The sequence below is a fragment of the Streptomyces javensis genome, from assembly GCF_039525925.1.
GTDB lineage: Bacteria > Actinomycetota > Actinomycetes > Streptomycetales > Streptomycetaceae > Streptomyces > Streptomyces asiaticus.
Window position 1 is genome coordinate 89,757 of the sequence record NZ_BAAAIF010000015.1, and the last position, 21,302, is coordinate 111,058.

General features: G+C 70.5%; 22 protein-coding genes, 1 tRNA gene and 1 pseudogene. 18 read left to right on the forward strand and 6 right to left on the reverse strand.

Going from position 1 to position 21,302, the window contains the following annotated elements; genetic code table 11:
* Positions 1-63: 63 nt before the first annotated feature.
* A complete protein-coding gene (locus ABD329_RS16320; RefSeq protein ID WP_198278752.1) occupies positions 64-1,398 on the reverse strand; it encodes a nicotinate phosphoribosyltransferase in 1,335 nt (444 codons plus the stop codon).
* A gap of 83 nt (positions 1,399-1,481) precedes the next feature.
* Here ABD329_RS16320 and clpS point away from each other — a divergent pair, with 83 nt between their 5' ends.
* The 8 genes from clpS to ABD329_RS16360 all read left to right on the forward strand — a co-directional run bounded on the left by clpS (position 1,482) and on the right by ABD329_RS16360 (position 7,014).
* Positions 1,482-1,793 (forward strand): ATP-dependent Clp protease adapter ClpS, encoded by a 312-nt coding sequence (gene clpS / locus ABD329_RS16325; RefSeq protein ID WP_037962133.1) that lies wholly within the window; start codon positions 1,482-1,484, stop codon positions 1,791-1,793.
* Positions 1,793-2,407: a DUF2017 domain-containing protein gene (locus tag ABD329_RS16330; RefSeq protein ID WP_198278751.1), complete on the forward strand. Its 615-nt coding sequence runs from the start codon at positions 1,793-1,795 to the stop codon at positions 2,405-2,407. Before clpS ends, ABD329_RS16330 begins: the two co-directional genes overlap by 1 nt.
* A gap of 211 nt (positions 2,408-2,618) precedes the next feature.
* A complete protein-coding gene (locus ABD329_RS16335) occupies positions 2,619-4,037 on the forward strand; it encodes an amino acid permease (protein WP_198278750.1) in 1,419 nt (472 codons plus the stop codon).
* Positions 4,038-4,117: 80 nt separating this feature from the next.
* The gene (locus ABD329_RS16340; protein ID WP_182471280.1) at positions 4,118-4,543 is read left to right on the forward strand and encodes a M67 family metallopeptidase; all 426 of its coding nucleotides are present in this window, start codon (positions 4,118-4,120) and stop codon (positions 4,541-4,543) included.
* 91 nt (positions 4,544-4,634) lie between these two features.
* Positions 4,635-4,751, forward strand: coding sequence for a putative leader peptide (locus ABD329_RS16345; RefSeq protein WP_014061047.1), 117 nt, complete (start codon positions 4,635-4,637; stop codon positions 4,749-4,751).
* A gap of 94 nt (positions 4,752-4,845) precedes the next feature.
* Positions 4,846-5,124, forward strand: coding sequence for a MoaD/ThiS family protein (locus ABD329_RS16350; RefSeq protein WP_198278749.1), 279 nt, complete (start codon positions 4,846-4,848; stop codon positions 5,122-5,124).
* The gene (locus tag ABD329_RS16355) at positions 5,124-6,074 is read left to right on the forward strand and encodes a PLP-dependent cysteine synthase family protein (protein WP_138915421.1); all 951 of its coding nucleotides are present in this window, start codon (positions 5,124-5,126) and stop codon (positions 6,072-6,074) included. Before ABD329_RS16350 ends, ABD329_RS16355 begins: the two co-directional genes overlap by 1 nt.
* Positions 6,075-6,261: 187 nt before the next feature.
* Positions 6,262-7,014 (forward strand): MBL fold metallo-hydrolase, encoded by a 753-nt coding sequence (locus tag ABD329_RS16360; RefSeq protein ID WP_198278748.1) that lies wholly within the window; start codon positions 6,262-6,264, stop codon positions 7,012-7,014.
* A gap of 70 nt (positions 7,015-7,084) precedes the next feature.
* Here ABD329_RS16360 and ABD329_RS16365 read toward each other — a convergent pair whose 3' ends face one another.
* The gene (locus ABD329_RS16365) at positions 7,085-8,422 is read right to left on the reverse strand and encodes a PTS transporter subunit EIIC (protein ID WP_246618675.1); all 1,338 of its coding nucleotides are present in this window, start codon (positions 8,420-8,422) and stop codon (positions 7,085-7,087) included.
* A gap of 192 nt (positions 8,423-8,614) precedes the next feature.
* Between ABD329_RS16365 and ABD329_RS16370 the strand changes: the two are divergent.
* From ABD329_RS16370 to rdgB, 4 genes and pseudogenes are all read left to right on the forward strand, one after another.
* A pseudogene (locus ABD329_RS16370) lies at positions 8,615-8,857 on the forward strand (PTS sugar transporter subunit IIB); the annotation flags it as partial.
* Positions 8,858-8,943: 86 nt separating this feature from the next.
* Complete coding sequence (gene rph, locus ABD329_RS16375; RefSeq protein ID WP_198278747.1) at positions 8,944-9,675, forward strand: ribonuclease PH; 732 nt, start codon at positions 8,944-8,946, stop codon at positions 9,673-9,675.
* Between the two features lie 79 nt (positions 9,676-9,754).
* The gene (locus ABD329_RS16380) at positions 9,755-10,150 is read left to right on the forward strand and encodes a hypothetical protein (RefSeq protein WP_198278746.1); all 396 of its coding nucleotides are present in this window, start codon (positions 9,755-9,757) and stop codon (positions 10,148-10,150) included.
* Positions 10,151-10,197: 47 nt separating this feature from the next.
* Positions 10,198-10,833, forward strand: a complete 636-nt coding sequence (gene rdgB, locus ABD329_RS16385; RefSeq protein ID WP_198278745.1) for an RdgB/HAM1 family non-canonical purine NTP pyrophosphatase — start codon at positions 10,198-10,200, stop codon at positions 10,831-10,833.
* A 66-nt stretch (positions 10,834-10,899) separates the two neighbouring features.
* Here rdgB and ABD329_RS16390 read toward each other — a convergent pair.
* A tRNA-Leu gene (locus ABD329_RS16390) sits at positions 10,900-10,983 on the reverse strand.
* 58 nt (positions 10,984-11,041) lie between these two features.
* The gene (gene bcp / locus ABD329_RS16395) at positions 11,042-11,509 is read right to left on the reverse strand and encodes a thioredoxin-dependent thiol peroxidase (RefSeq protein WP_198278744.1); all 468 of its coding nucleotides are present in this window, start codon (positions 11,507-11,509) and stop codon (positions 11,042-11,044) included.
* A 138-nt stretch (positions 11,510-11,647) separates the two neighbouring features.
* On the opposite strand from bcp, the gene ABD329_RS16400 reads away from it, so the two are divergent.
* Both ABD329_RS16400 and ABD329_RS16405 read left to right on the forward strand, forming a co-directional pair.
* A complete protein-coding gene (locus ABD329_RS16400; RefSeq protein WP_198278743.1) occupies positions 11,648-12,010 on the forward strand; it encodes a DUF3618 domain-containing protein in 363 nt (120 codons plus the stop codon).
* 142 nt (positions 12,011-12,152) lie between these two features.
* Positions 12,153-12,455 carry a GroES family chaperonin gene (locus ABD329_RS16405; RefSeq protein ID WP_044581870.1) on the forward strand — a complete coding sequence of 101 codons (303 nt, stop codon included), beginning with the start codon at positions 12,153-12,155 and terminating at the stop codon, positions 12,453-12,455.
* A 460-nt stretch (positions 12,456-12,915) separates the two neighbouring features.
* Here the strand turns inward: ABD329_RS16405 and ABD329_RS16410 are convergent, their stop codons facing one another.
* Positions 12,916-15,249, reverse strand: coding sequence for a transglycosylase domain-containing protein (locus tag ABD329_RS16410; RefSeq protein ID WP_344316540.1), 2,334 nt, complete (start codon positions 15,247-15,249; stop codon positions 12,916-12,918).
* Positions 15,250-15,527: 278 nt separating this feature from the next.
* Here ABD329_RS16410 and ABD329_RS16415 point away from each other — a divergent pair, with 278 nt between their 5' ends.
* From ABD329_RS16415 to ABD329_RS16430, 4 genes are all read left to right on the forward strand, one after another.
* Complete coding sequence (locus ABD329_RS16415) at positions 15,528-16,328, forward strand: ABC transporter permease (protein ID WP_198281674.1); 801 nt, start codon at positions 15,528-15,530, stop codon at positions 16,326-16,328.
* Positions 16,329-16,374: 46 nt separating this feature from the next.
* On the forward strand, positions 16,375-17,139 hold the full coding sequence (locus tag ABD329_RS16420) for an ABC transporter permease (RefSeq protein ID WP_246619112.1): 765 nt from the start codon (positions 16,375-16,377) through the stop codon (positions 17,137-17,139).
* Positions 17,140-17,281: 142 nt separating this feature from the next.
* The gene (locus ABD329_RS16425; protein WP_344316551.1) at positions 17,282-18,283 is read left to right on the forward strand and encodes an ABC transporter ATP-binding protein; all 1,002 of its coding nucleotides are present in this window, start codon (positions 17,282-17,284) and stop codon (positions 18,281-18,283) included.
* A gap of 82 nt (positions 18,284-18,365) precedes the next feature.
* Positions 18,366-19,172 (forward strand): DUF1707 SHOCT-like domain-containing protein, encoded by an 807-nt coding sequence (locus ABD329_RS16430; protein WP_246619269.1) that lies wholly within the window; start codon positions 18,366-18,368, stop codon positions 19,170-19,172.
* A gap of 665 nt (positions 19,173-19,837) precedes the next feature.
* Here the strand turns inward: ABD329_RS16430 and ABD329_RS16435 are convergent.
* Positions 19,838-21,148 (reverse strand): GDSL-type esterase/lipase family protein, encoded by a 1,311-nt coding sequence (locus ABD329_RS16435; RefSeq protein ID WP_198278908.1) that lies wholly within the window; start codon positions 21,146-21,148, stop codon positions 19,838-19,840.
* Positions 21,149-21,302: the final 154 nt, after the last annotated feature.

Sequence of the window (21,302 nt, forward strand, 5' to 3'; positions counted from 1 at the left end):
AGACACTCCGCGTCGATTGCGGCAGTGGGCGTGCCCCGCGTTCCCGCTCATGACCCGTCCGCCTCAGGCCCGCGCGTACTCGGTGGGCAGGACCGGCTCCCCGCGCGAGAGCTGGGTCGCCGACAGCGGCAGCCCGGCCCGGGCCGCGATGTGCCGGTCCCGCGCCGCGTCCAGCGGCTCGCGGGCCACGATCTCGCCCCCGCGCACCAGCTCCACCAGCAGTTGATGGTCCGCCAGCTCCGCGGGGACCGCCCCGGTGCCGATCACCTCGGCCTCGGCCACACCGTGCTCGTCCACCCGCCGCGCGGCCCATTTGCGGCCGCCCACCGAGGTCTTGGCGCCCATGGACTTCTTGGCCACCGGCAGCAGCGGCGCGTCCGCGTCGTCCGAAACCGCCCGTGCCACCAGCTTGTAGACCATGGAGCTGGTCGGGTGGCCGCTGCCGGTGACCAGCTGGGTGCCGACCCCGTACGCGTCCACGGGGGCGGCGGCCAGCGAGGCGATCGCGTACTCATCGAGGTCGCTGGTCACCACGATCTTGGTGTTCTTGGCGCCCAGCTCGTCCAGTTGCTGGCGCACCCGGTGGGCGAGCAGCAGCAGATCGCCGGAGTCGATCCGCACGGCGCCCAGGTCCTTGCCGGCCACCTCCACGGCGGCGCGCACCGCCTCGGCGACGTCATAGGTGTCCACGAGCAGGGTGGTGTCGCTGCCGTGCGCCTGGACCTGTGCCGTGAAGGCGTCCCGCTCACTGTCGTGCAGCAGGGTGAAGGCGTGGGCGCTGGTGCCCACGGTGGGGATGTTGTAGCGGAATCCGGCCGCGAGGTCGGAGGTGGTGGTGAAGCCGCCGACGTAGGCGGCGCGGGCGGCGGCCACGGCGGCCAGCTCATGGGTGCGGCGGGCGCCCATCTCGATGAGCGGCCGGTCGCCCGCGGCGGTGGACATCCGGGACGCGGCGGCGGCCACCGCGGAGTCGTGGTTGAGGATGGAGAGGATGACCGTCTCCAGCAGCACCGCCTCGGCGAAGGTGCCCTCCACCCGGATGATCGGTGAGCCGGGGAAGTAGACCTCGCCCTCGGGGTAGCCCCAGATGTCGCCGCGGAAGCGGTAGTCGGCGAGCCAGGAGAGCGTGGGCTCGTCCACGATCCGCTGCTGGGCGAGGAAGTCCAGCACGCCCGCGTCGAAGCGGAAGTTCTCGACGGCGTCCAGCACCCGTCCGGTGCCCGCCACGACGCCGTAGCGCCGGCCCTCGGGGAGGCGCCTGGTGAAGGCTTCGAAGACCGAGCGGCGGTCGGCGGTGCCCGCCCGCAGCGCGGCCTGAAGCATGGTGAGTTCGTACCGGTCGGTGAAGAGTGCGGTCGACGGCACGTCCACCGGCAGTCCCAAGTCCGCAGTGTCCATGGTTGACGATGCTACCTCCCGTACTCGTCAGAGTGACGAGATCTGGGTGCCGGTTTAGGCGACGGCCCGTGCCGGGTGGCAGCATGGGACGTGTGAGTGTCGCGCCCGTGGAGATCGAACGTCCTGAATCCCGTGAAGCACCCTCGTCGGTGCCGGAGCCCGACGTTCCCTGGGTGACGGTGGTCCATAACGACCCCGTCAATCTCATGAGCTATGTGACCTACGTCTTTCAGAGCTACTTCGGCTACTCCAAGGACAAGGCCAACCGTTTGATGCTCGACGTCCACCACAAGGGCCGCGCGATCGTCTCGAGCGGCACCCGCGAGGAGATGGAGCGCGACGTGCAGGCGATGCACGGCTACGGCCTGTGGGCGACCCTCCAGCAGGAGCGCTGATGTCGGGACGTTTCGAGCCGTTGCCGGGCGGCGGCGCCGCCATCGCCCTGGACGAGGTGGAGATCTCCATCCTGCGCAGCCTGGCCATGCAGCTCGCCGAGCTGATCGGCCCGGGCGACCAGCCCGCCGGGGACGATGACGACCCCCTGGCCGCGCTCTTCGCGGAGGGCCCCAGCAAGCCGCCGGAGGACCCGGCGCTCGCCCGGCTCTTCCCGGACGCCTACTCCCCGCCGGACCGGGAGCTCGGGGCGCGGGAGGAGAAGGAGGCGCGGGAGGCGTCCGCGGAGTTCCGCCGCTTCACCGAGAACGACCTGCGGGCGCGCAAGCGCGACGACGCCCTGACGGTGGTGCGCGACCTGGACGCGCTGGGCTCCGGTTCCTCGGGCGGGGCGCCGGGGGTGCTGGAGCTGGCGCCGGAGAAGTCCGGACGGTGGCTGGGTGCGCTCAATGACCTGCGGCTGGCCATCGGCACCCGGCTGGAGGTCACCGACGAGGACGACGGCGGTGAGCTGCTGCGGCTGCCGGACTCCGATCCGCGCAAGCCGATGGTGATGGCGTACTTCTGGCTCGGCGGGCTCCAGGAGACCCTGATCGAGACGCTCATGCCGGAGTGACTCCCTCCGGCAATCACTGAGTGTTCGTTTAGAGGATGCTCAACTCCGGATAACGATCGCATCACTGCGATCGCTGCCTTTGTTGCGCAGCACAACTTTTGTCCGCTTCTTCCTGTGGTGTGTGCCACACGCGGCGCAGTCGATCAGCGTGGCGGTCGTGGTAAATCTTCACGATCGCAGCCAGCCGCCACAGGGAGAAAGGCGCAGCAATATGACCTCAGCGGCTCCTGAAGAGGACTATGAGCGCGGCCTAGGCAGTCGCCAGGTCCAGATGATCGCTATCGGCGGCGCCATCGGCGTCGGCCTGTTCATGGGTGCCGGGGCGAACATCGCCAAGGCGGGCCCGAGCATCATCCTGATGTACGCCCTCGCGGGCGTGGTCATCTTCTTCATCATGAGAGCGCTCGGTGAGCTGCTCCTGTACCGGCGGTCCACGGGCTCCTTCGCGGAGTACATCCGCGAGTTCCTGGGCCCCTTCTTCGGCTATGCCACCGGTTGGACCTACTGGCTGCTGTGGGTGGTGACCGGCATGGCCGAGCTGACGGCCGCCGCCATCTACATCAACTACTGGTTCCCCTCGATCCCGCAGTGGGTCAGCGCCCTGGTCTTCCTGGTGGTGCTCTTCGGGGTCAACCTGATCTCGGTCAAGATCTTCGGTGAGGTCGAGTTCTGGTTCTCGATGGTCAAGGTCACCGCGATCATCGGCATGATCGTGATCGGTCTCGGCGTGCTCACCCTCGGCTTCTCCGACGCCGGTGACACCGCGGCCGCCTCCAACCTCTGGTCGCACGGCGGGTTCTTCCCCAACGGCATCGGCGACAGCCTGATGACCCTCCAGGGCGTGATGTTCGCCTACATCGCCGTCGAGTTGGTCGGTGTCACCGCGAGCGAGTCCGAAGACCCCGAGAAGACCCTGCCCAAGGCGATCAACACCCTGCCGTGGCGCATCATCATCTTCTACGTCGGCGCCCTGGTGGTGCTGCTCGCCGTCGTCAAGTGGACCGAGTTCTCGGCCGGTGAGAGCCCCTTCGTGCACGGCTTCTCCAAGATCGGCATCCCCTTCGCCGCCGGTATCGTCAACTTCGTCGTCCTGACCGCGGCCCTGTCCTCCTGCAACTCCGGCATGTACTCCACCGGCCGGATGCTGCGTGACCTGGCGACCAGCGGTGAGGCCCCGGGGGTCTTCGCCCGGCTCAACGCCCGCAAGTCCCCGGCCATCGGCATCACCTTCTCCGTCCTCCTCATGGGGATCGGCGTGGTCCTCAACTACGTCGTCCCCGAGAAGGCGTTCACCTACGTCACCTCGGTGGCCACGGCCGCGGGCATCTGGTCCTGGCTGATGATCCTCTTCGCGCATATCCAGTACCGCCGCGCGGTCCGCGCGGGCCGGCTGCCCGCCTCGTCCTTCCCGGCTCCCGGCGGCTCGGTCTTCAGCTGGGTGGCGGTGGTCTTCCTGCTGATCGTGACCGGCATGGTCGCGTACGACAAGGACGCCCGGGTCTCCCTGTACGTCGGCGCCGGATGGGCCGTGTGCCTGGTGATCGGCTGGTACGTCCTCAAGGCCCGCGGCGGTGCCCAGCCGCTCGGTCAGTCGGCCGCCGAGGCGGAGCCGGAGTACGCGCGCAAGTAAGGCGTATCGCCTTTCGGGCGCCGCATCTCAGTAGGCGGGCTCCGGACCTCTGTCCGGAGCCCGCCTCCTATTCTTCTGCCATGCTGACCATCACCCAGGCGCTCCACGACAAGATCGTCGCGCACGCCCGCGCCGACCACCCCGACGAGGCATGCGGCGTGATCGCGGGCCCGGCCGGGAGCGGCCGCCCCGAGCGGTTCATCCCGATGCTGAACGCGGCGCGTTCCCCCACCTTCTACGAGTTCGACTCGGGTGACCTGCTCAAGCTCTACCGAGAGATGGACGACCGGGACGAGGAGCCGGTGGTCATCTACCACTCGCACACCGCCACCGAGGCGTACCCCTCCCGTACCGATATCTCCTACGCCAATGAGCCCGGTGCCCACTACGTCCTGGTCTCCACGGCCGAATGCGGCAATGACGAGGGGCCCTTCCAGTTCCGGTCCTTCCGGATCGTGGACGGCGAGGTCACCGAGGAAGAGGTGGAGATCGTCCCGGGTGGCTGAATCGCGGTGCCGTCTCGCATCGCGGTCACTACCCGTCCGTATCGCGGGATTGCCTACCGGGGCCCGGTTCGGGAATCGATACGATGAGTCCATGGTTTTCGATGACGTGAGCGAGAAGACGCCGGGCATGCTGCTCGTGGCGCGGCTCCACGTCGACCTGTGCCGGCTCGCCAGCGCGATGTGTCCGCGCCGCGCCGTGGCCGCCTGAGCGCGCGCCCGAGACGCCCCGACGCCCTTCGACGACGCCCTCCCGGCCGCTCCCGGTCCGGGAGTCCACCCCGCCCTCCGACAGGAGCTTAAGAATGGCCATCGAGGTCCGCATCCCGACCATCCTCCGCACCTACACCGACGGCCAGAAGGCGGTCGAGGGCAGCGGGGCCACGCTCGCCGAGCTCTTCACCGACCTGGAGAGCCGGTACACCGGGATCCAGGAGCGCCTGGTCGACGGCGGCGAGCTGCGCCGCTTCGTCAACGTCTATCTGAACGACGAGGACGTCCGCTTCCTCGACGGCATCTCCACCAAGGTCTCGGACGGCGACAATGTGACGATCCTCCCGGCCGTCGCCGGCGGAAGGCTCTGATGCGGTACGACAGCCCCCTGGCCGCGGTCGGCAATACGCCGCTCGTAGGGCTGCCGCGGCTCTCGCCCTCGTCCGACGTACGGATCTGGGCCAAGCTGGAGGACCGCAACCCCACCGGCTCGGTCAAGGACCGCCCCGCGCTCCATATGATCGAACAGGCCGAGAAGGACGGCCGGTTGACCCCCGGCTGCACCATCCTCGAGCCCACCTCCGGCAACACCGGCATCTCGCTCGCGATGGCGGCCAAGCTCAAGGGCTACCGCATCGTCTGCGTGATGCCGGAGAACACCAGCGAGGAGCGGCGCCAGCTGCTCGCCATGTGGGGCGCGGAGATCATCTCCTCGCCCGCCGCCGGCGGCTCCAACACCGCCGTCCGGGTGGCCAAGGAGCTGGCGGAGCAGCACCCGGACTGGGTGATGCTGTACCAGTACGGCAACCCGGACAACGCCGGTGCCCACTACGCCACCACCGGCCCCGAGATCCTGGCCGACCTGCCCTCCATCACCCACTTCGTCGCCGGTCTGGGCACCACCGGCACCCTGATGGGCGTCGGCCGCTTCCTGCGTGAGAACAAGCCGGACGTCCAGATCGTCGCCGCCGAACCGCGCTACGACGACGTGGTCTACGGACTCCGCAACCTCGACGAGGGCTTCGTCCCCGAGCTGTACGACGAGTCCGTCCTGACCACCCGCTTCTCCGTCGGCTCCGAGGACGCGGTGTCCCGTACCCGGGAACTCCTCGCCCAGGAGGGCATCTTCGCGGGCGTCTCGACCGGGGCCGCGCTGCACGCGGCCCTCGGTGTCGCCCGTAAGGCGGTCACGGCCGGTCAGAGCGCCGATGTGGTCTTCATCGTCGCCGACGGCGGCTGGAAGTACCTCTCCACCGGTGTCTACACGGCGGCCACCACCGAGGAGGCGATCGAGACGCTGCACGGCCAGCTCTGGGCGTAGCGGCCGGATCGGCCGGCGGGGGGCATGGCCGGGCGCCGCCCGGCTCCGTCCTGGTGATTCCGCCCACAACGCGGCCCCGTGGAGGAGCTGCCTGGGCTTTTGCGCCTTACGCTCGTGGGCACCGCATGACCCCCCGCACCCGCCCATGGCCCTCGGCATGGGGACCCCTCAAGGAGGTTCCTGCTTCATGAAGCTCACCGTCGTCGGATGCTCAGGGTCGTTCCCGTCCGCGGAATCGGCCTGCTCGAGCTACCTCATCGAGGCCGACGGCTTCCGGCTGCTCCTCGACATGGGCAATGGCGCCCTTGGCGAGTTGCAGCGCCACTGCGGTCTTTACGACCTCGACGCCGTGCTGCTGTCCCATCTCCACCCCGATCACTTCATCGACATGTGCGGATACTTCGTCGCGCGCTACTACCGGCACGACGGCGGCCGCGCCGAGGCGATCCCCGTCTACGGCCCCGAGGACACCGAGCGGCGGCTGGTCCAGGCGTACGACGACGTGCCCGACGAGAAGTCGATGCGCGAGGTCTTCGACTTCCGCACGCTCACGCCCGGCAGCTTCGAGATCGGCCCCTTCACCATCCGCGCCGAGCGCGTCTGCCATCCGGTGGAGGCGTACGGCTTCCGGATCGAGTACGGCGGCCGCTCGCTGGTCTACTCGGGTGACACGGGCCCCTGTGCGGCCCTGGTGGACCTGGCCAGGGGCGGCGACCTCTTCCTGTGCGAGGCGGCCTTCACGCACGGCAAGGAGGACATCCCGGGGCTGCACCTCAACGGCCGCGAGGCGGGCGAGCACGCGCTGCGGGCGGGGGTGGGGGCCCTGGTGCTCACCCATGTGCCGCCGTGGACGGACCCCCAGATCAACCAGCGCGACGCCCAGGCGGTCTTCGGCGGCCCGGTGGAGCTGGCCAAGGCGGGCGCGGTCTACGAGGTCTGAGTAGCGGCGCGGAGACGGCGAAGCGCCGGGCTGGAGGACCAGCCCGGCGCTTCGCCGTCTCGCCGTGGGGCTACTTCTTGGCGTCGGCCGTCTGCCCGGCTTCCGCCGTCCTCTTGGCCTCCGCAGTCCTCTTGGCCTCCGCCGTCCTCTTGGCCTCCGCAGTCCTCTTGGCGTCCGTCGGCTTCTTGGCGTCCGCCGCCGCGTCGTCCAGGGTGTCCTCGGGCTCCCGTCCCGGCGTCGGGATGTTGAACTTCGTGATCACGAAGCGGAAGACCACGTAGTAGACGACGCCGAACGCCAGCCCGATCGGGATGAGCATCCAGGCCTTCTCGCTGTGCGACCACCCCAGCAGGTAGTCGAAGAGCCCGCCGGAGAAGGTGAAGCCGCTGCGGATGCCGAGTGCCCAGGTCAGGGCCATGGACACACCCGTAAGGACCGCGTGGATGCCGTACAGCAGGGGCGCGATGAACATGAACGAGAACTCGATCGGTTCGGTCACACCACAGACGAAGGCCGTCAGCGAGACCGAGATCATCATCCCCATCACGGCTTTGCGCCGCTCGGGACGGGCGCAGTGCGCGATCGCCAGACCGGCGGCGGGCAGCGCGAACATCATGATCGGGAAGAAGCCGGTCATGAACATTCCGGCCGACGGGTCGTCGTGGAAGTAGCGCGCGATGTCGCCGTGCCAGGTCTGGCCGCCGGAGTTGTAGTCACCGAACTGGAACCAGGCGAACGAGTTCAGCAGCATGTGCATGCCGACCGGGATCAGCAGCCGGTTGACCACGCCGAAGATCCCGGAGCCGGCCGCGCCATTGGACGACAGCCACTCGGAGAAGTTGTTGAGGCCGTCGCCGATCGGGCCCCAGAGGTAGCCGAAGAGCACGCCGTAGATGACGCCCGCGAAGGACATCAGGATCGGGATGAAGCGGCGGCCGCTGAAGAAGCCCAGCCAGTCCGGCAGCCGGGTGCGGTGGTACCTCTCCCACAGCACCGCGGCGGTCAGGCCGACCACGATGCCGCCGAGGACGCCCGGGTCCTCCGGCTTGCCGGTCACATCGCTGACGAAGCCGGTCAGCACGTTCTTGTAGACCAGGAAGCCGACCAGGCCCGCGAACGCCGTGGAGCCGTCCGACTTCTTCGCGAAGCCGATGGCCACGCCGATGCAGAACAGCAGGGCCAGGTTGTCGAAGAGCGCGCCGCCCGCGTGGGCGAAGATCTCCGCGAGCTTGTTCCAGCCGAGTCCCGTCTTGCCGAAGACATCGTCCTGGCCGAGCCGGCTCAGGATGCCCGCGGCGGGCAGGGCGGCGACGGGCAGCTGGAGGCTGCGGCCGATCTTCTGCATACCCTTGATCAGACCGGCACCCCGCTTCTGCGCGGGCCCGGCCTGGGCGGTGGCCGTACTCATCGGATTCCTCCTGGTGAGGCGGGCTCTCGGGGGAAGGGGCGGCCCGCTCTATGGTCTAAACCACATGTGGTGTAGACCTGTTGTAGCACGTAGGGATCCGATAAAGGAATCTATTCTTCCATGTGACGAGTGACCTCCTCACCCGCATAATGGTGTAGACCACTTGGTCGCAACGCGGACAGCAGGACGACAGGAGCGAACATGGCCACCAAGGCTGAGAAGATCGTCGAGGGGCTCGGCGGCATCGACAACATCATCGAGGTCGAGGGCTGCATCACCCGCCTCCGTACCGAGGTCAAGGACGCCGCCCTGGTCGACGAGGCCCTCCTGAAGGCCGCGGGCGCCCATGGCGTGGTCAAGATGGGCACGGCGATCCAGGTGGTCATCGGCGCCGACGCGGACCCCGTCGCCGCCGAGATCGAAGACCTGATGTGACCTCCTGAGCCCACCGCGCCGTCCCCGGGGCGGGGCCCGCGCCGGACGCGCACCAGGGGCCCGTGCGATGCCGATAGGCTCATCCCATGTCTCGTATCGACGGCCGCACCCCCGACCAGCTCCGCCCCGTGACCATCGAGCGCGGTTGGAGCAAGCATGCCGAGGGCTCGGTCCTCGTCTCCTTCGGCGATACGCGGGTCCTGTGCACCGCGAGCGTCACCGAGGGCGTGCCGCGCTGGCGCAAGGGCAGCGGCGAGGGCTGGGTCACCGCGGAGTACGCGATGCTGCCGCGCTCCACCAACACCCGGGGCGACCGCGAGTCCGTCCGCGGCAAGATCGGCGGCCGTACGCATGAGATCTCGCGGCTCATCGGCCGCTCGCTGCGCGCCGTCATCGACTACAAGGCGCTCGGCGAGAACACCGTCGTCCTGGACTGCGATGTCCTCCAGGCCGACGGCGGCACCCGCACCGCCGCCATCACCGGCGCCTATGTGGCCCTGGCCGACGCCATCGGCTGGGCCCGCGGGAAGAAGCTGATCAAGGCCACCCGGCAGCCGCTGACCGGCACCGTCTCCGCCGTCAGCGTCGGCATCGTCGGCGGCGTCCCGCTGCTCGACCTCTGCTACGAGGAGGACGTGCGCGCCGAGACCGACATGAACGTGGTCTGTACCGGTGACGGACGCTTCGTCGAGGTGCAGGGCACCGCCGAGGGCGAGCCCTTCGCCCGCGAGGAGCTGAACGGCCTGCTGGACCTCGCCGTGGCGGGCTGTGACGCCCTGTCCGGAATCCAGCGCGCGGCGCTGGGCGGGGAGAACTGACGGCGGCATCGGGCAACCACCGCGCGGCGCCTGACGTTTAGTCAGGTACCAGCACCTTTCCCGGGGAAGGACCCACTCCATGGCGCCGCGCCACCGTCACCGCCGTACCACCGCCATCACCGCCCTCGCCGCCGTCGCGCTCGCCGTGCCGGTCACGGTGGGTTGCAGCGCGGTGGAGAAGGCCCTGGACTGCGCCCAGCTCGCGGTCGAGATATCCAACGACGTGGACAACCTCCAGGACGCCCTGACCGGCGCCGCGGTCGACCCGCAGCAGGCCGACAAGATCCTGGACTCCCTCGACAAGGACATCGACAAGGTGGGCGACCGCACCGACAACGCGGACGTCGGCAAGGCCATCGACGACCTCCAGCAGGCCGTGGACAACGTCCAGAAGTCCGTGGACAGCGGCAAGGACCCGGATCTGACCCCGGTCAAGGACGCGGCGGGCGAACTGACCAACGTCTGCTCGCCCTGACCGCCCCCCGACCGGCGCGAGCCATCCACCCTCGATAATCGAGAGCTATGCAGCAACGCACTGAGGGACACCCTCCGCACCCCCGCCGTCTGATCCTCGCCACCCGCAACGCCTACAAGATCACCGAGCTGCGCTCGATCCTGGGCGAGACCGGCCTCGACGTCGAACTCGTCGGTGCCGACGCCTATCCGGAGGTCCCGGACGTCAAGGAGACCGGCGTGACCTTCGCGGAGAACGCCCTCCTCAAGGCCCACGCCCTGGCACAGGCCACCGGCCACCCCGCCATCGCCGACGACTCCGGCCTCTGCGTGGACGTCCTCGGCGGCGCCCCCGGGATCTTCTCGGCCCGCTGGTCGGGCCGGCACGGCGACGACCGCGCCAACCTCGATCTGCTGCTGGCCCAGCTCGCCGACGTCCCCGACGAACACCGCGGCGCCCACTTCGAATGCGCCGCCGCCCTCGCCCTCCCCGACGGCACCGAGCGCGTGGTCTCCGGCCGGCTCACCGGCACTCTCCGCCACGAGCCCGTGGGCGGCGGGGGGTTCGGCTACGACCCGATCCTCCAGCCCCACGGCGAGACCCGCACCTGCGCCGAACTGACCCCCGACGAGAAGAACGCCATCAGCCACCGCGGCAAGGCGTTCCGCGCCATCGCCCCGGTCGTCCGCGAACTCCTGGGGTGATCGGCCCCGGAAAGCGCCGCGGGCCCGGTCCGCGCTGAGACGGACCGGGCCCGCGTATGCGTGGCGTGCGGCCGGAGGGACTCGAACCCTCACGGGTGTTACCCCACTGGGACCTAAACCCAGCATGACTGCCAATTCCATCACGGCCGCTCGGCACGCTCATGGTATCGCCTGGTGAACGGGGGCCGGGGCGGGAGCCCCGGGTCCGTCACAGCCCCAGGTCTTTGATGATCTTGGCGACGTGGCCGGTGGCCTTCACGTTGTACAGGGCGCGCTCGACCTTGCCCTGCTCGTCCACGATGACGGTGGAGCGGATCACGCCCGTCACCGTCTTGCCGTAGAGCTTCTTCTCGCCGAAGGCGCCGTACGCCTCCAGGGTCTCCTTGGCGGGGTCGGCGAGCAGGGTGACCTTCAGGTCCTCCTGGTCGCGGAACTTGGCCAGCTTCTCCGGCTTGTCGGGAGAGATGCCGATGACGTCGTAGCCGTGGCCGGAGAGGTACTCGAGGTTGTCGGTGAAGTCGCACGCCTGCTTGGTGCAGCCGGGGGTGAGGGCCGCGGGGTAGAAGTAGACGATCACCTTGCGGCCCGCGTGGTCGGCGAGCGAGACCTGCTTGCCGTCCGCGTCGGGGAGGGTGAAGGCGGGGGCGGTGTCGCCGGGCTGGAGTCGCTCGCTCATGGTCTGGTGCTCCTCGTGGCATCGGGGGTACACACCCGACATTAGCCAGCTTCTCGTCCGGGGGTGCCGTGGGGCGGTGCGGAGGGCGAGCTGACAGACTGTCCACCACGAATCATCGAGACTGACGGAGGCAGCGCGGTGTCGGATGCCAGGACCCCTGCGCAGATCGAGGCGGACATCGCCCGCAGGCGGCAGGAGCTCGCCGTGACGCTCGACGAGATCGGGGTGCGGGTGCACCCGAAGACGATCATCGGGGACGCGAAGGCGAAGGCGGCGTCGGCCGTGGACCGGACCGCCGGGCGGGCCTATGTGTCCGTCAACCGGATGGTGACGGGCGTGCGCGGCCAGCTGGTGTCGGAGGAGGGCGGGCCCCGCATGGAGCGGATCGTGCCGGCCGCGCTCCTCGTGGCCGGGCTGGTTGGTGTGCTCGCGCTGTCGGCCAGGTCGTCCCGGTCCGCCAAGGCGTCCCGCTCCTCGCGGTGCGGCAAGCGGCGGCGGTGAGGGGGTAGGGCGTCGGTCTTGGCGGCGAGGTCCGCGGCGGGCTCCGGCCCTGAGGCGTGGCCCTGAGGCGTCATTCGGCTCTTCGGCCAGGTACGGTCATGGCGTGAGTGCGAACACGACCCATGACAAGCTGCCCATCCGGATGCTGCACGACCGCGTGCTGGTCCGTACCGACATTCCGGAGGGCGAGCGCCGGTCGTCCGGCGGAATCGTCATCCCCGCCACCGCGGCGGTCGGCCGGCGGCTGGCCTGGGCCGAGGTGGTCGCGGTCGGGCAGAACGTACGGACCGTGGAGCCCGGTGACCGGGTGCTCTACGACCCGGAGGACCGGGCCGAGGTCGAGGTCCGCGGGGTCGCCTACGTACTGATGCGGGAGCGCGATCTGCACGCGGTTGCCGCGGAGCGGCTGGAGGGCGCGGACGACTCCACGGGCCTTTACCTGTAGGACGCCCGCGGGTGTGCCCCGACCTGCCGTCGATCGTCCGCGGCGCCGTCGTGGCTGGTCGCGCCCACGCGGCGGAGCCGCACATCGACACAGCCCCCGCGCCCCTTCGGGGCGCCCGCCGGGTCTTGGCGCCTTCGGCGGGTTGTTTCCCCTACCCGCCCCTTCCCGATACCAAGGGCTCCGCCCCTGGACCCCGGGGTCTGGGGCGGAGCCCCAGTTTCGGGAAGGGGCGGGTAGGGGAAAGCCTCGACCGGACACCCCGTAAGCGCTCCGCAGGATGTGCCCCGACCCGCCGTCGATCGTCTGTCGCGCCGTCGTGGCTGGTCGCGCAGTTCCCCGCGCCCCTTCGGGGCGCTCGCTGGCTGCGGGGGTCCGCCCCCAGGCCCCCGGGTCCAGAGGCGGAGCCCCGTCGCGGCGGAGCCGCACATCGACACAGCACCGCGCCCCTTCGGGGCGCTCCTCAGCCGCCCACTGGGCCTCCGGGGTCGCCGCCCGGGCCGCCGGGGCCGCCCGGGCCTGGCTCGGTCGTCGGGCCGCCGGTGGGGAAGTCCGTGGGCGGGGTGGGGATCGTCGGCTCGTCCGTCGGCAGCGTCGGCGGGGTGTACGTCGGCGCCGTCGGGACCGACGTGTCCGGCGGCGTATCGGTCGGGGGAGTGGTGACCACCGGCGGCGGGGAGTTCGGCGGCTGCTGGGTCTCGGAGCCGTCGGGGGCGTCCGCGCCGTCCTCCAGCCGCAGATCGAACTCCGCCGGTTCCTTGCCGTCCAGCGCCCCCGATGTGTACTGCGCCCAGATCTCGGCGGGGTAGCCGCCGCCGTTGATCCGCTCCAGGCCCGTCGCCCCGTACAGCGACTTCTGCACGCCGGTGTTGGAGTCCTGGCCCATCACCGCGACGACGGTCGCCAGATCCGGGGTGTAGCCCGCGAACCAGGCGGCCTTGTCCTCCTCCGCGGTGCCGGTCTTGCCCGCCGCCGGGCGCTCGGCGGCCTGGGCGGCGGTGCCGGTGCCGCCGTCGACCACGCTTTGCAGTATCGAGGTGGTGGTGTCGGCGGCGCTGCGCGGGATGGCCTGGCGGCTCTCCCGCGCCGGAAGCTTGATCCGCGCCCCGTCCTTGGTGACCTCCTCGACCAGGCTGTACCGGCCGTGCTCACCGTGGTTGGCGAGGGTCGCGTAGGCCTCGGTCATGTCCAGCACGCTCGCGGTGGCCGGGCCGAGCGCGATCGAGGGGGAGGCGTGCAGATCGGGGGTGTTCTTGGGTACGCCCAGGTCGATGGCGGTCTGCTTGACCTTGGAGGGGCCGACGTCCTCGGCCATCTGCGCGTACACCGAGTTCACCGAGTTGTCGGTGGCCGTGGTGACGTCGATGTCGCCGTAGTCCACGTCGTCCTCGTTGGCCGGGGAGTAGCCGGTGGGCCCGTCGGAGCCGATGACCTCGCGCTTGTTGTCGCCGTTGTAGAGGGTGTCCGGGGTGATCGTCTGACCGTCCTGGGTGGTGGCCCCGTAGCGCACCGCCGAGGTGAACACGAATGGCTTGAACGTGGATCCCACCTGGTAGTCACGGCGGGTCGCGTTGTTGACGAACTGCTTGGTGTAGTCGATCCCGCCGTAGAGGGCGACCACCTTCCCGGTCTTGGGATCGATCGAGGCGCCGCCCGCGCGGACGTAAGCGTCGACCTTGCGGTCCTTGCTGAGCTTGCTCATCAGCCGGTCGCGCACGGCCTCCGTGAAGGCGTCCTGCTTGTCCTTGTCGATCGTGGTGGTGATGCGGTAGCCGCCGCGCGCCAGGGTCTGCTCGTCGATGATCCCGTTGCTGGTGAGGTAGTCCTCGACGGCCTCGACGAGATAGCCGCGCTGGCCGGACATGCCGGAGGGGGCCTTGGCCTCCGAGGGCCCGGGGAAGGTCATCTTCTGCCGCTCGGCCCTGGTCAGCCAGTGCTTCTTCACCATGCCGTCCAGGACGTAGTTCCAGCGGGCGACGGCCCGGCCCTTGTTCTGCGGATGGGCGACGATGTCGTACGAGCTGGGGGCGTTCAGCAGGGTGGCGAGATACGCGCCCTGGGCGGTGTTGAGCTTGCCGATGTCCTTGCCGTAGTACGCCTGGGCGGCGGCCTGGAGGCCGTAGGCGTTGCGCCCGAAGTAGCTGGTGTTGAGGTAGCCCTCCAGGATCTTGTCCTTGCTCACCTCGCGGTCCAGCTTGATCGCGATGAAGAACTCCTTGGCCTTGCGGGAGACCGTCTGCTCCTGGTCCAGGTAGTAGTTCTTCACGTACTGCTGGGTGATGGTGGAGCCGGACTGCTTGCCCTTGCCGGTGGCGGTGTTCCAGGCGGCCCGGATCATCGCCTGGGGGTCGATGGCCGACTCCGCGTAGAAGTCCCGGTCCTCGGCCGCCAGCACCGCGTGCTGGATCCGCTTGGGCACCTGGCTCAGCTGGACGTTCTCCCGGTTGACCGTGCCCTCCCGGGCCAGCTGGGAGCCGTCGGAGTAGAGGAAGACATTGCTCTGGGCGATGGCGGCCTTGTTGGCCGGGGGGATCTCGACGAGCAGATAGCCGGTGACGAGCCCGCCCGCGATCAGCAGGACGATCAGCAGGAAGCCCCCGAGGACCATGCGCCAGGTGGGCAGCAGACGGCGCCATCCGGTGCGTTGGGGACGCCCCTTTCTGCCCTTGGCCGGTTTGCCCGCCGTCACGGTCAGGCCGTCCGCGCGGTGCGGCGTGTCGTGGTTGCCATCGTCGGTGCCGGGCCGGTCACCCGTTCCGGCCGCGCCACCATCGATCAACTGGGGCTCGTCGCTCATGTCTCCTGAGACTCCTCGGCCGCCGTCGAAGGTTGCGCGGCGGCGGGATCGTGCACGGTCGGGCGATTCGCGTCGTACGCCCGATAAAACACTGTCGCATCATCCGTTCCGGGCCGAGGACGAGGCGCGCACCTGTGACTGGTCTGTGACCGGTCGAATGGATGATTCCGCTCACACCATCCGGTGAATAATGCCTGGCCGTCTCTCCCGTCACCCCACTAGGCTCCGGATTTTGGCGCCGTTCGGGGCGGTGCGGTCGGGGAGGGAGGCAGGGGCGGATGCGGCTGTACGCGGCCGTCGCGGTCAGCGGCTTCAAACGCTACGCGACGTATCGGGTCGCCACGGTGGCCGGGGTCTTCACCAACACGGTTTTCGGCTTCATCCTCGCCTACACCTACACCGCGCTGTGGGACGAGCGGCCGCACCTCGGCGGCTACGACCTCGCCCAGGCGCTGACCTTCGTCTGGCTCGGCCAGGCGCTGCTGGCGGCCGTGGCGCTGATGGGCGGCGGCTTCCAGGAGGAGCTCCAGGAGCGCATCCGCTCCGGGGACATCGCCGTGGACCTCTACCGCCCGGTCGACCTCCAGCTGTGGTGGCTGGCCACCGAGCTCGGCCGGGCGCTGTTCCAGCTGCTGGGGCGCGGTGTGGTGCCGATGGCCGTAGGGGCGCTGGTGTTCGAACTCCGGCTGCCCGCCTCGCCCTTGACCTGGCTGTGGTTCCTGCTCGCCGTGGCGCTCGCGGTGTGCGTCGGCTTCGCGGTGCGCTATCTGGTGTCGCTCGCCTCCTTCTGGCTGCTCGACGGGACGGGGCTGTCCCTGCTGAGCGGGCTGCTGTGCCTGTTCTTCTCCGGGATGATCCTGCCGCTCAACGTCTTCCCCGGGCAGCTGGGCGAGATCGCCCGCGCGCTGCCCTGGGCGGCGATGCTCCAGGTGCCCGCGGACGTCTTCCTGGAGGAGCGCCGGGGCTCGGGGCTGCTGGCGGCGTTCGCCTTCCAGGCGGGGTGGGCGGTGGCGCTGCTGGCGGCCGGGCGGGCGGTTCAATCGGCGGCGACCCGGAAGGTGGTGGTCCAGGGTGGCTGAGTCCGCCGTGTCCAGCGGGCTGCGGGCGTACGGCCTGATCGTCGGGATGTGGGTGCGCTCCACGATGGCGTACCGCACCTCGTTCCTGATCATGACGCTGGGGAACTTCCTCGCGACCGGGCTCGACTTCGTCGCGATCGCGCTGATGTTCACCCACATTGGGGAACTGGGTGGCTTCACCCTGGACGAGGTCGCCTTCCTCTACGGCACCACCAGCGTCGCCTTCGGCCTCGCCGACCTGGCGCTGGGCACCATGGGCCGGCTGGGCCAGCGGGTGCGCGACGGCACGATGGACACCCTGCTGGTGCGGCCGGTGCCGATACTCGCCCAGGTGGCCGCCGACCGCTTCGCGCTGCGCCGGCTGGGCCGGATCACCCAGGGGGCGGTGCTGCTCGGCTGGTCGCTGGCCCGGCTGGACATCGACTGGACGCTGGACCGGGCGCTGCTGATGCCGGTGATGCTGCTGAGCGGGGGCGTCATCTTCGGGGCGCTGTTCGTGCTCGGCGGCGCCTTCCAGTTCTGGGCCAAGGACGCCTCCGAGGTGCAGAACGCCTTCACCTTCGGGGGGACCACACTGCTGGAGTACCCGCCGACCGTCTTCGGCAAGGAGCTGCTGCGGGGCGTCACCTTCGTCATCCCGCTGGCCTTCGTCAACTGGCTCCCGGCGCTGCACATCCTGGGCCGCCCCGATCCGCTGGGGCTCCCGGCCTGGATCGGCTTCGCGGCGCCGCTGGTCGCGGGCGGCTGCTGTGCGGTGGCGGGGCTGGCCTGGCGGGCGGGGCTGCGGGCGTATCAGAGCACGGGGAGCTGAGGGGATGGCCGTGGGGAATGGTGTCGGGGATGCCGAGGGGAACGGCATGGGGAATGCCGAGGGGAACGGCATGGGGAACGGCATGGGGAACGGCATGGGGAACGGCATGGGGAACGGCATGGGGAACGGCATGGGGAACGGCATGGGGAACGGCATGGGGAGTGCCGTGGACGTTCTGATCGAGCTCGACGGCGTCGAGAAGGTCTTCCAGGTGCGGCGCAAGGCCGGGCTGATGCGCCGTGAGCGCCGCGAGGTGCGCGCCGTGGACGGCATCAGCTTCCGGGTGCCGCGCGGCGAGATGGTGGGCTACATCGGCCCGAACGGCGCCGGGAAGTCCACCACCATCAAGATGCTGACCGGGATCCTGGTGCCCAGCGGCGGACGGCTCAGGGTCGCCGGAATCGACCCCTCCAGGGAGCGGACGAGACTCGCGCGCCGGATCGGGGTGGTCTTCGGGCAGCGCACCACCCTGTGGTGGGACCTGCCGCTGCGCGATTCGTACGCGCTGGTGCGGCGGATGTACCGGATCCCCGACGACCGCTACCGGCACAACCTGGACCGCTGTGTGGAACTGCTCAACCTCGGCGCGCTCTTGGACGTGCCGGTGCGTCAGCTCTCGCTCGGCCAGCGGATGCGCGGCGATATCGCGGCCGCCCTGCTGCACGACCCCGAGGTGCTCTATCTCGACGAGCCGACCATCGGGCTCGATGTGGTCAGCAAGGCGAAGGTGCGGGAGTTCCTGCGCGATGTGAACGCGGAGCAGGGCACGACGGTGCTGCTCACCACCCACGATCTGACCGATATCGAGCTGCTGTGCAAGCGGGTGATGGTCATCGACCACGGGCGGCTGGTCTACGACGGCGGGCTGGACGGGCTGCACGCGGTGGGCGAGAGCGAGCGCACCCTCGTGGTCGACCTGGAGCGGGAACTGCCGCCCATCGACGTCCCCGGCGCCCGGACGGTGCGGGTCGAGGGCCCCCGGCAGTGGCTGGCCTTCCCGGCGACCAGCAGCGCGGCGCCGATCGTCGCGGCCGTGGCCGACGGCTATCCGCTGGTGGACCTCTCGGTGCGCGAGCCGGAGATCGAGGACGTCATCGCGAGGATGCTGCACGGGGCGGAGGACTGGGCGGGGCGGGGAGCGTAGCCGGGGGCGGGCCGGGTGAGAGGAGGCAAGGCCCCGGTGTGTGGGAGGGGTCAGGGCCGGTGCCCGCCATTAGTCTGTCCGTATGACGAGCGCTGGTTCTTCCCAGGGGGCGAGCCCCGACCTCCCGGACCCGGCCGGGATGCGGGCATCGGACGCCGAGCGTGAGCGGATCGCCGAGGTCCTCCGCGAGGCGGTCGCCGAAGGCCGCCTGGACATGGAGGAGTTCGAGGAGCGGCTGGGCGCGGCCTACGCGGCGCGCACCCATGGTGAGCTGGAGCCGCTGGTACGGGACCTCCCGGTGCCCGGCAGCGCCGCTCCGGCCCCGTCGGCGTCGCCGGCCCCCGCCGACCGCATCGGCTGGGCCGAGCGGATCGGCGGCACCCCGACCTCGAAGTGGGCCGTGGCGATCATGGGCGGCTTCCAGCGCAAGGGGACCTGGACCGTCCCGCGTGCCTTCACCGCCTTCGCCGTCATGGGCGGCGGTGAGATCGATCTGCGGGAGGCCCGGTTCGAGGGCCGCGATGTGGTGATCCGCTGCTTCGCGCTCATGGGCGGGGTGCAGATCACCGTCCCGCCGGACCTGGAGACGCATGTCAGCGGCATCGGGCTCATGGGTGGTTTCGACCACACCGGGTCCGCCGACGGGGACCCCACCGGTCCTCGGGTGACCGTCACCGGCCTCGCGCTCTTCGGCGGGGTCAGCGTCGAGCGCAAGCTCCGCAAGGAGGAGCACAAGCGCATGAAGGAGGAACGCCGCCGGCTGAAGGCCGAGCGCCGGGAGGAGCTGCGCGCCGAGCGGCGGGAGTTGCGGGGTGCGCGGCGTGATGAGCGGCGCGATGAGCGTGCGGAGCGGCGGCTGTCCCTGGAGAAGGAACGCCGCGAGGACTAGCCGACGACGGAGCTTGGCGCCTGCGGCGGGCTGTTCCCCGCCCCGCCCCTTCCCGAAACCGGGGCTCCGCCCCAGGCCCCGGGCCCGGGGCGGGCCCTGAGGACGACGGGCTGAGCGTCGATACGCGGCTCCGCCGCGTAGTGGAGGGGTCCGGGGGCGGGCCCTGGGGGCGGGCTGGGCATCGGTATGCGGCTCTGCCCAGTGGTGTGGGGGTTCCGCCTCAGCCCCCGGGGTCTGGGGGCGGGCCCCCGGGTCTGGGGCGGGCCCCGGGGAGGGCGGGCTGGGCATCGATACGGGGCTCCGCACCAGGCGCCGGGCCCCCGGGGGCGGGCCCCTCGATACGGGGCTCCGCGCCAGGCGCCGGGCCCCCGGGGGCGGGCCCGGGGACGGCGGGCTGGGCATCGGTATGCGGCTCCGCCGCGTGGTGGGGCTCCGCCCCAGGCCCCGGGGTCCAGGGGGAGCCCTTGGTAACGCGAAGGGGCGGGGTGGGGGAAGTATCGGTATGCGGCTCCGCCCAGCCCCCAGCCCCCAGCCCCCGGGATCCGGGAGCGGGGACGGCGGGCTGGGCATCGATGCGCGGCACCGGCCCCAGGCGGCGGGGTCCTGGGGCGTAAGCCCCGGTTCTGGGAAGGGGCGGGGTGGGGAACGACCCGGGCCGCGGCCCTCTAGAGTTCGGCCGCCGTGCGGCCTCGCAGGTGGTCCAGGTTCAGCGCCCGCGCCATCGCGCGGTAGCCGTCGTCGCTCGGGTGCAGATGGTCGCCCGAGTCGAACATCGGGCGCAGCCGCAGCGGGCTGATCGGGTCGCGCAGCGCCTTGTCGAAGTCCACGACCTCGTCGAAGACCCGCCCGGCGCGGATCTGCGCGTTGATCTGCTCCCGCACGGCGTCCAGCCGTGGGGTGTAGCCGCGGTGCCCGTAGAAGGGCGTCAGGGTGGCTCCGATGACCCGCAGGCCCCGGGCGTGGGCCTGCTCGGTCAGCCGCTTCAGGCCCCACACGATCCGGTTGGGGTCGGTCTGGTGGGGGATGCGGAGTATGTCGTTGACGCCCAGCTCGATGATCACGGCCTTGACGCCCGTACGGGACAGCACGTCGCGGTCGAAGCGGGACAGCCCGCTGGGGTTGTTGGGCGGGAACTGCGTGCCGTCGCTCAGCACGCGGTTCCCGCTGATGCCCTGGTTGAGTACGCCGAAGCGGGGCGCCCCGGGCTCGCTGCGCAGCCGCTCGGAGAGGAAGTCGGTCCACCGGTGGTTGGCCCCGGCGGTGGAGGTGATGCCGTCGGTGATCGAGTCGCCCAGCACCGCGACCGCGCCCTCGGCCTGCTTGGACCACACGTCCACGCCGGTCAGATAGCGCCAGTACGGGCTCTGCTGGGTGTAGGCGGCGCCGGCCGTGTCCTCCGTACGGTCGCCACGCGCCATGTACGACGTCTGGCGGGCGTGCGGGTGGTAGGTCACGGAGCCGGACGCCTGCGGGGTGTAGGTGGTGACCAGCAGATCGGCCGCGTCCGGGACGGCGAGCCGCACCGGGTCGCTGGTGACGGCCTTGCCGGGCGGGATCGTCACCCAGGTGCGGTTGTTGAAGCCGAGGCGGCGCATGGTGCCGGCGGCCGCGGTGGGGTTGCTGGGCGCGGCGGCGAGCGCCACCGAGGCATGCGTGATCGTCAGCGGACGGTTGCTGTAGAAGTTCGAGAGCTGGATCCGGGCGCTGGTGCCGCCGATGCTGGTGTGCACCACGTTCCGTATCGACATGCCCGAGAGGCCGCCGCGCAGCGTCCTGGGCTCGGCGGCCGCGGCCGAGGTGGACCAGGTGCCCACCCAGGCACCTGCCGAGGCCGGGGCGGCCGAGCCGCGGGCTCCCTGCGCACGGGGGTCCGAACCGCCCTTGTCACCACCGAGCCCGATGAATATCGCGGTGGAGACGAGGATCACCACAGCCGCCAGCGCAGCGAGCACGGCATACCCCGTGCGTCTGGGCATTGGGGGCACGCTCATGGGCGGGTTGTCTCCTCGGGCAGACGGAGCCCGAGGCTCCGGAAGTGGACGGGAACGGCGGGTGGTATCCGGCAATGCCGATGCGGTCCGGTCGGTCTCCCATGATCCCATGGTGGGACCCGGCTCCGCCCGTCGGCCT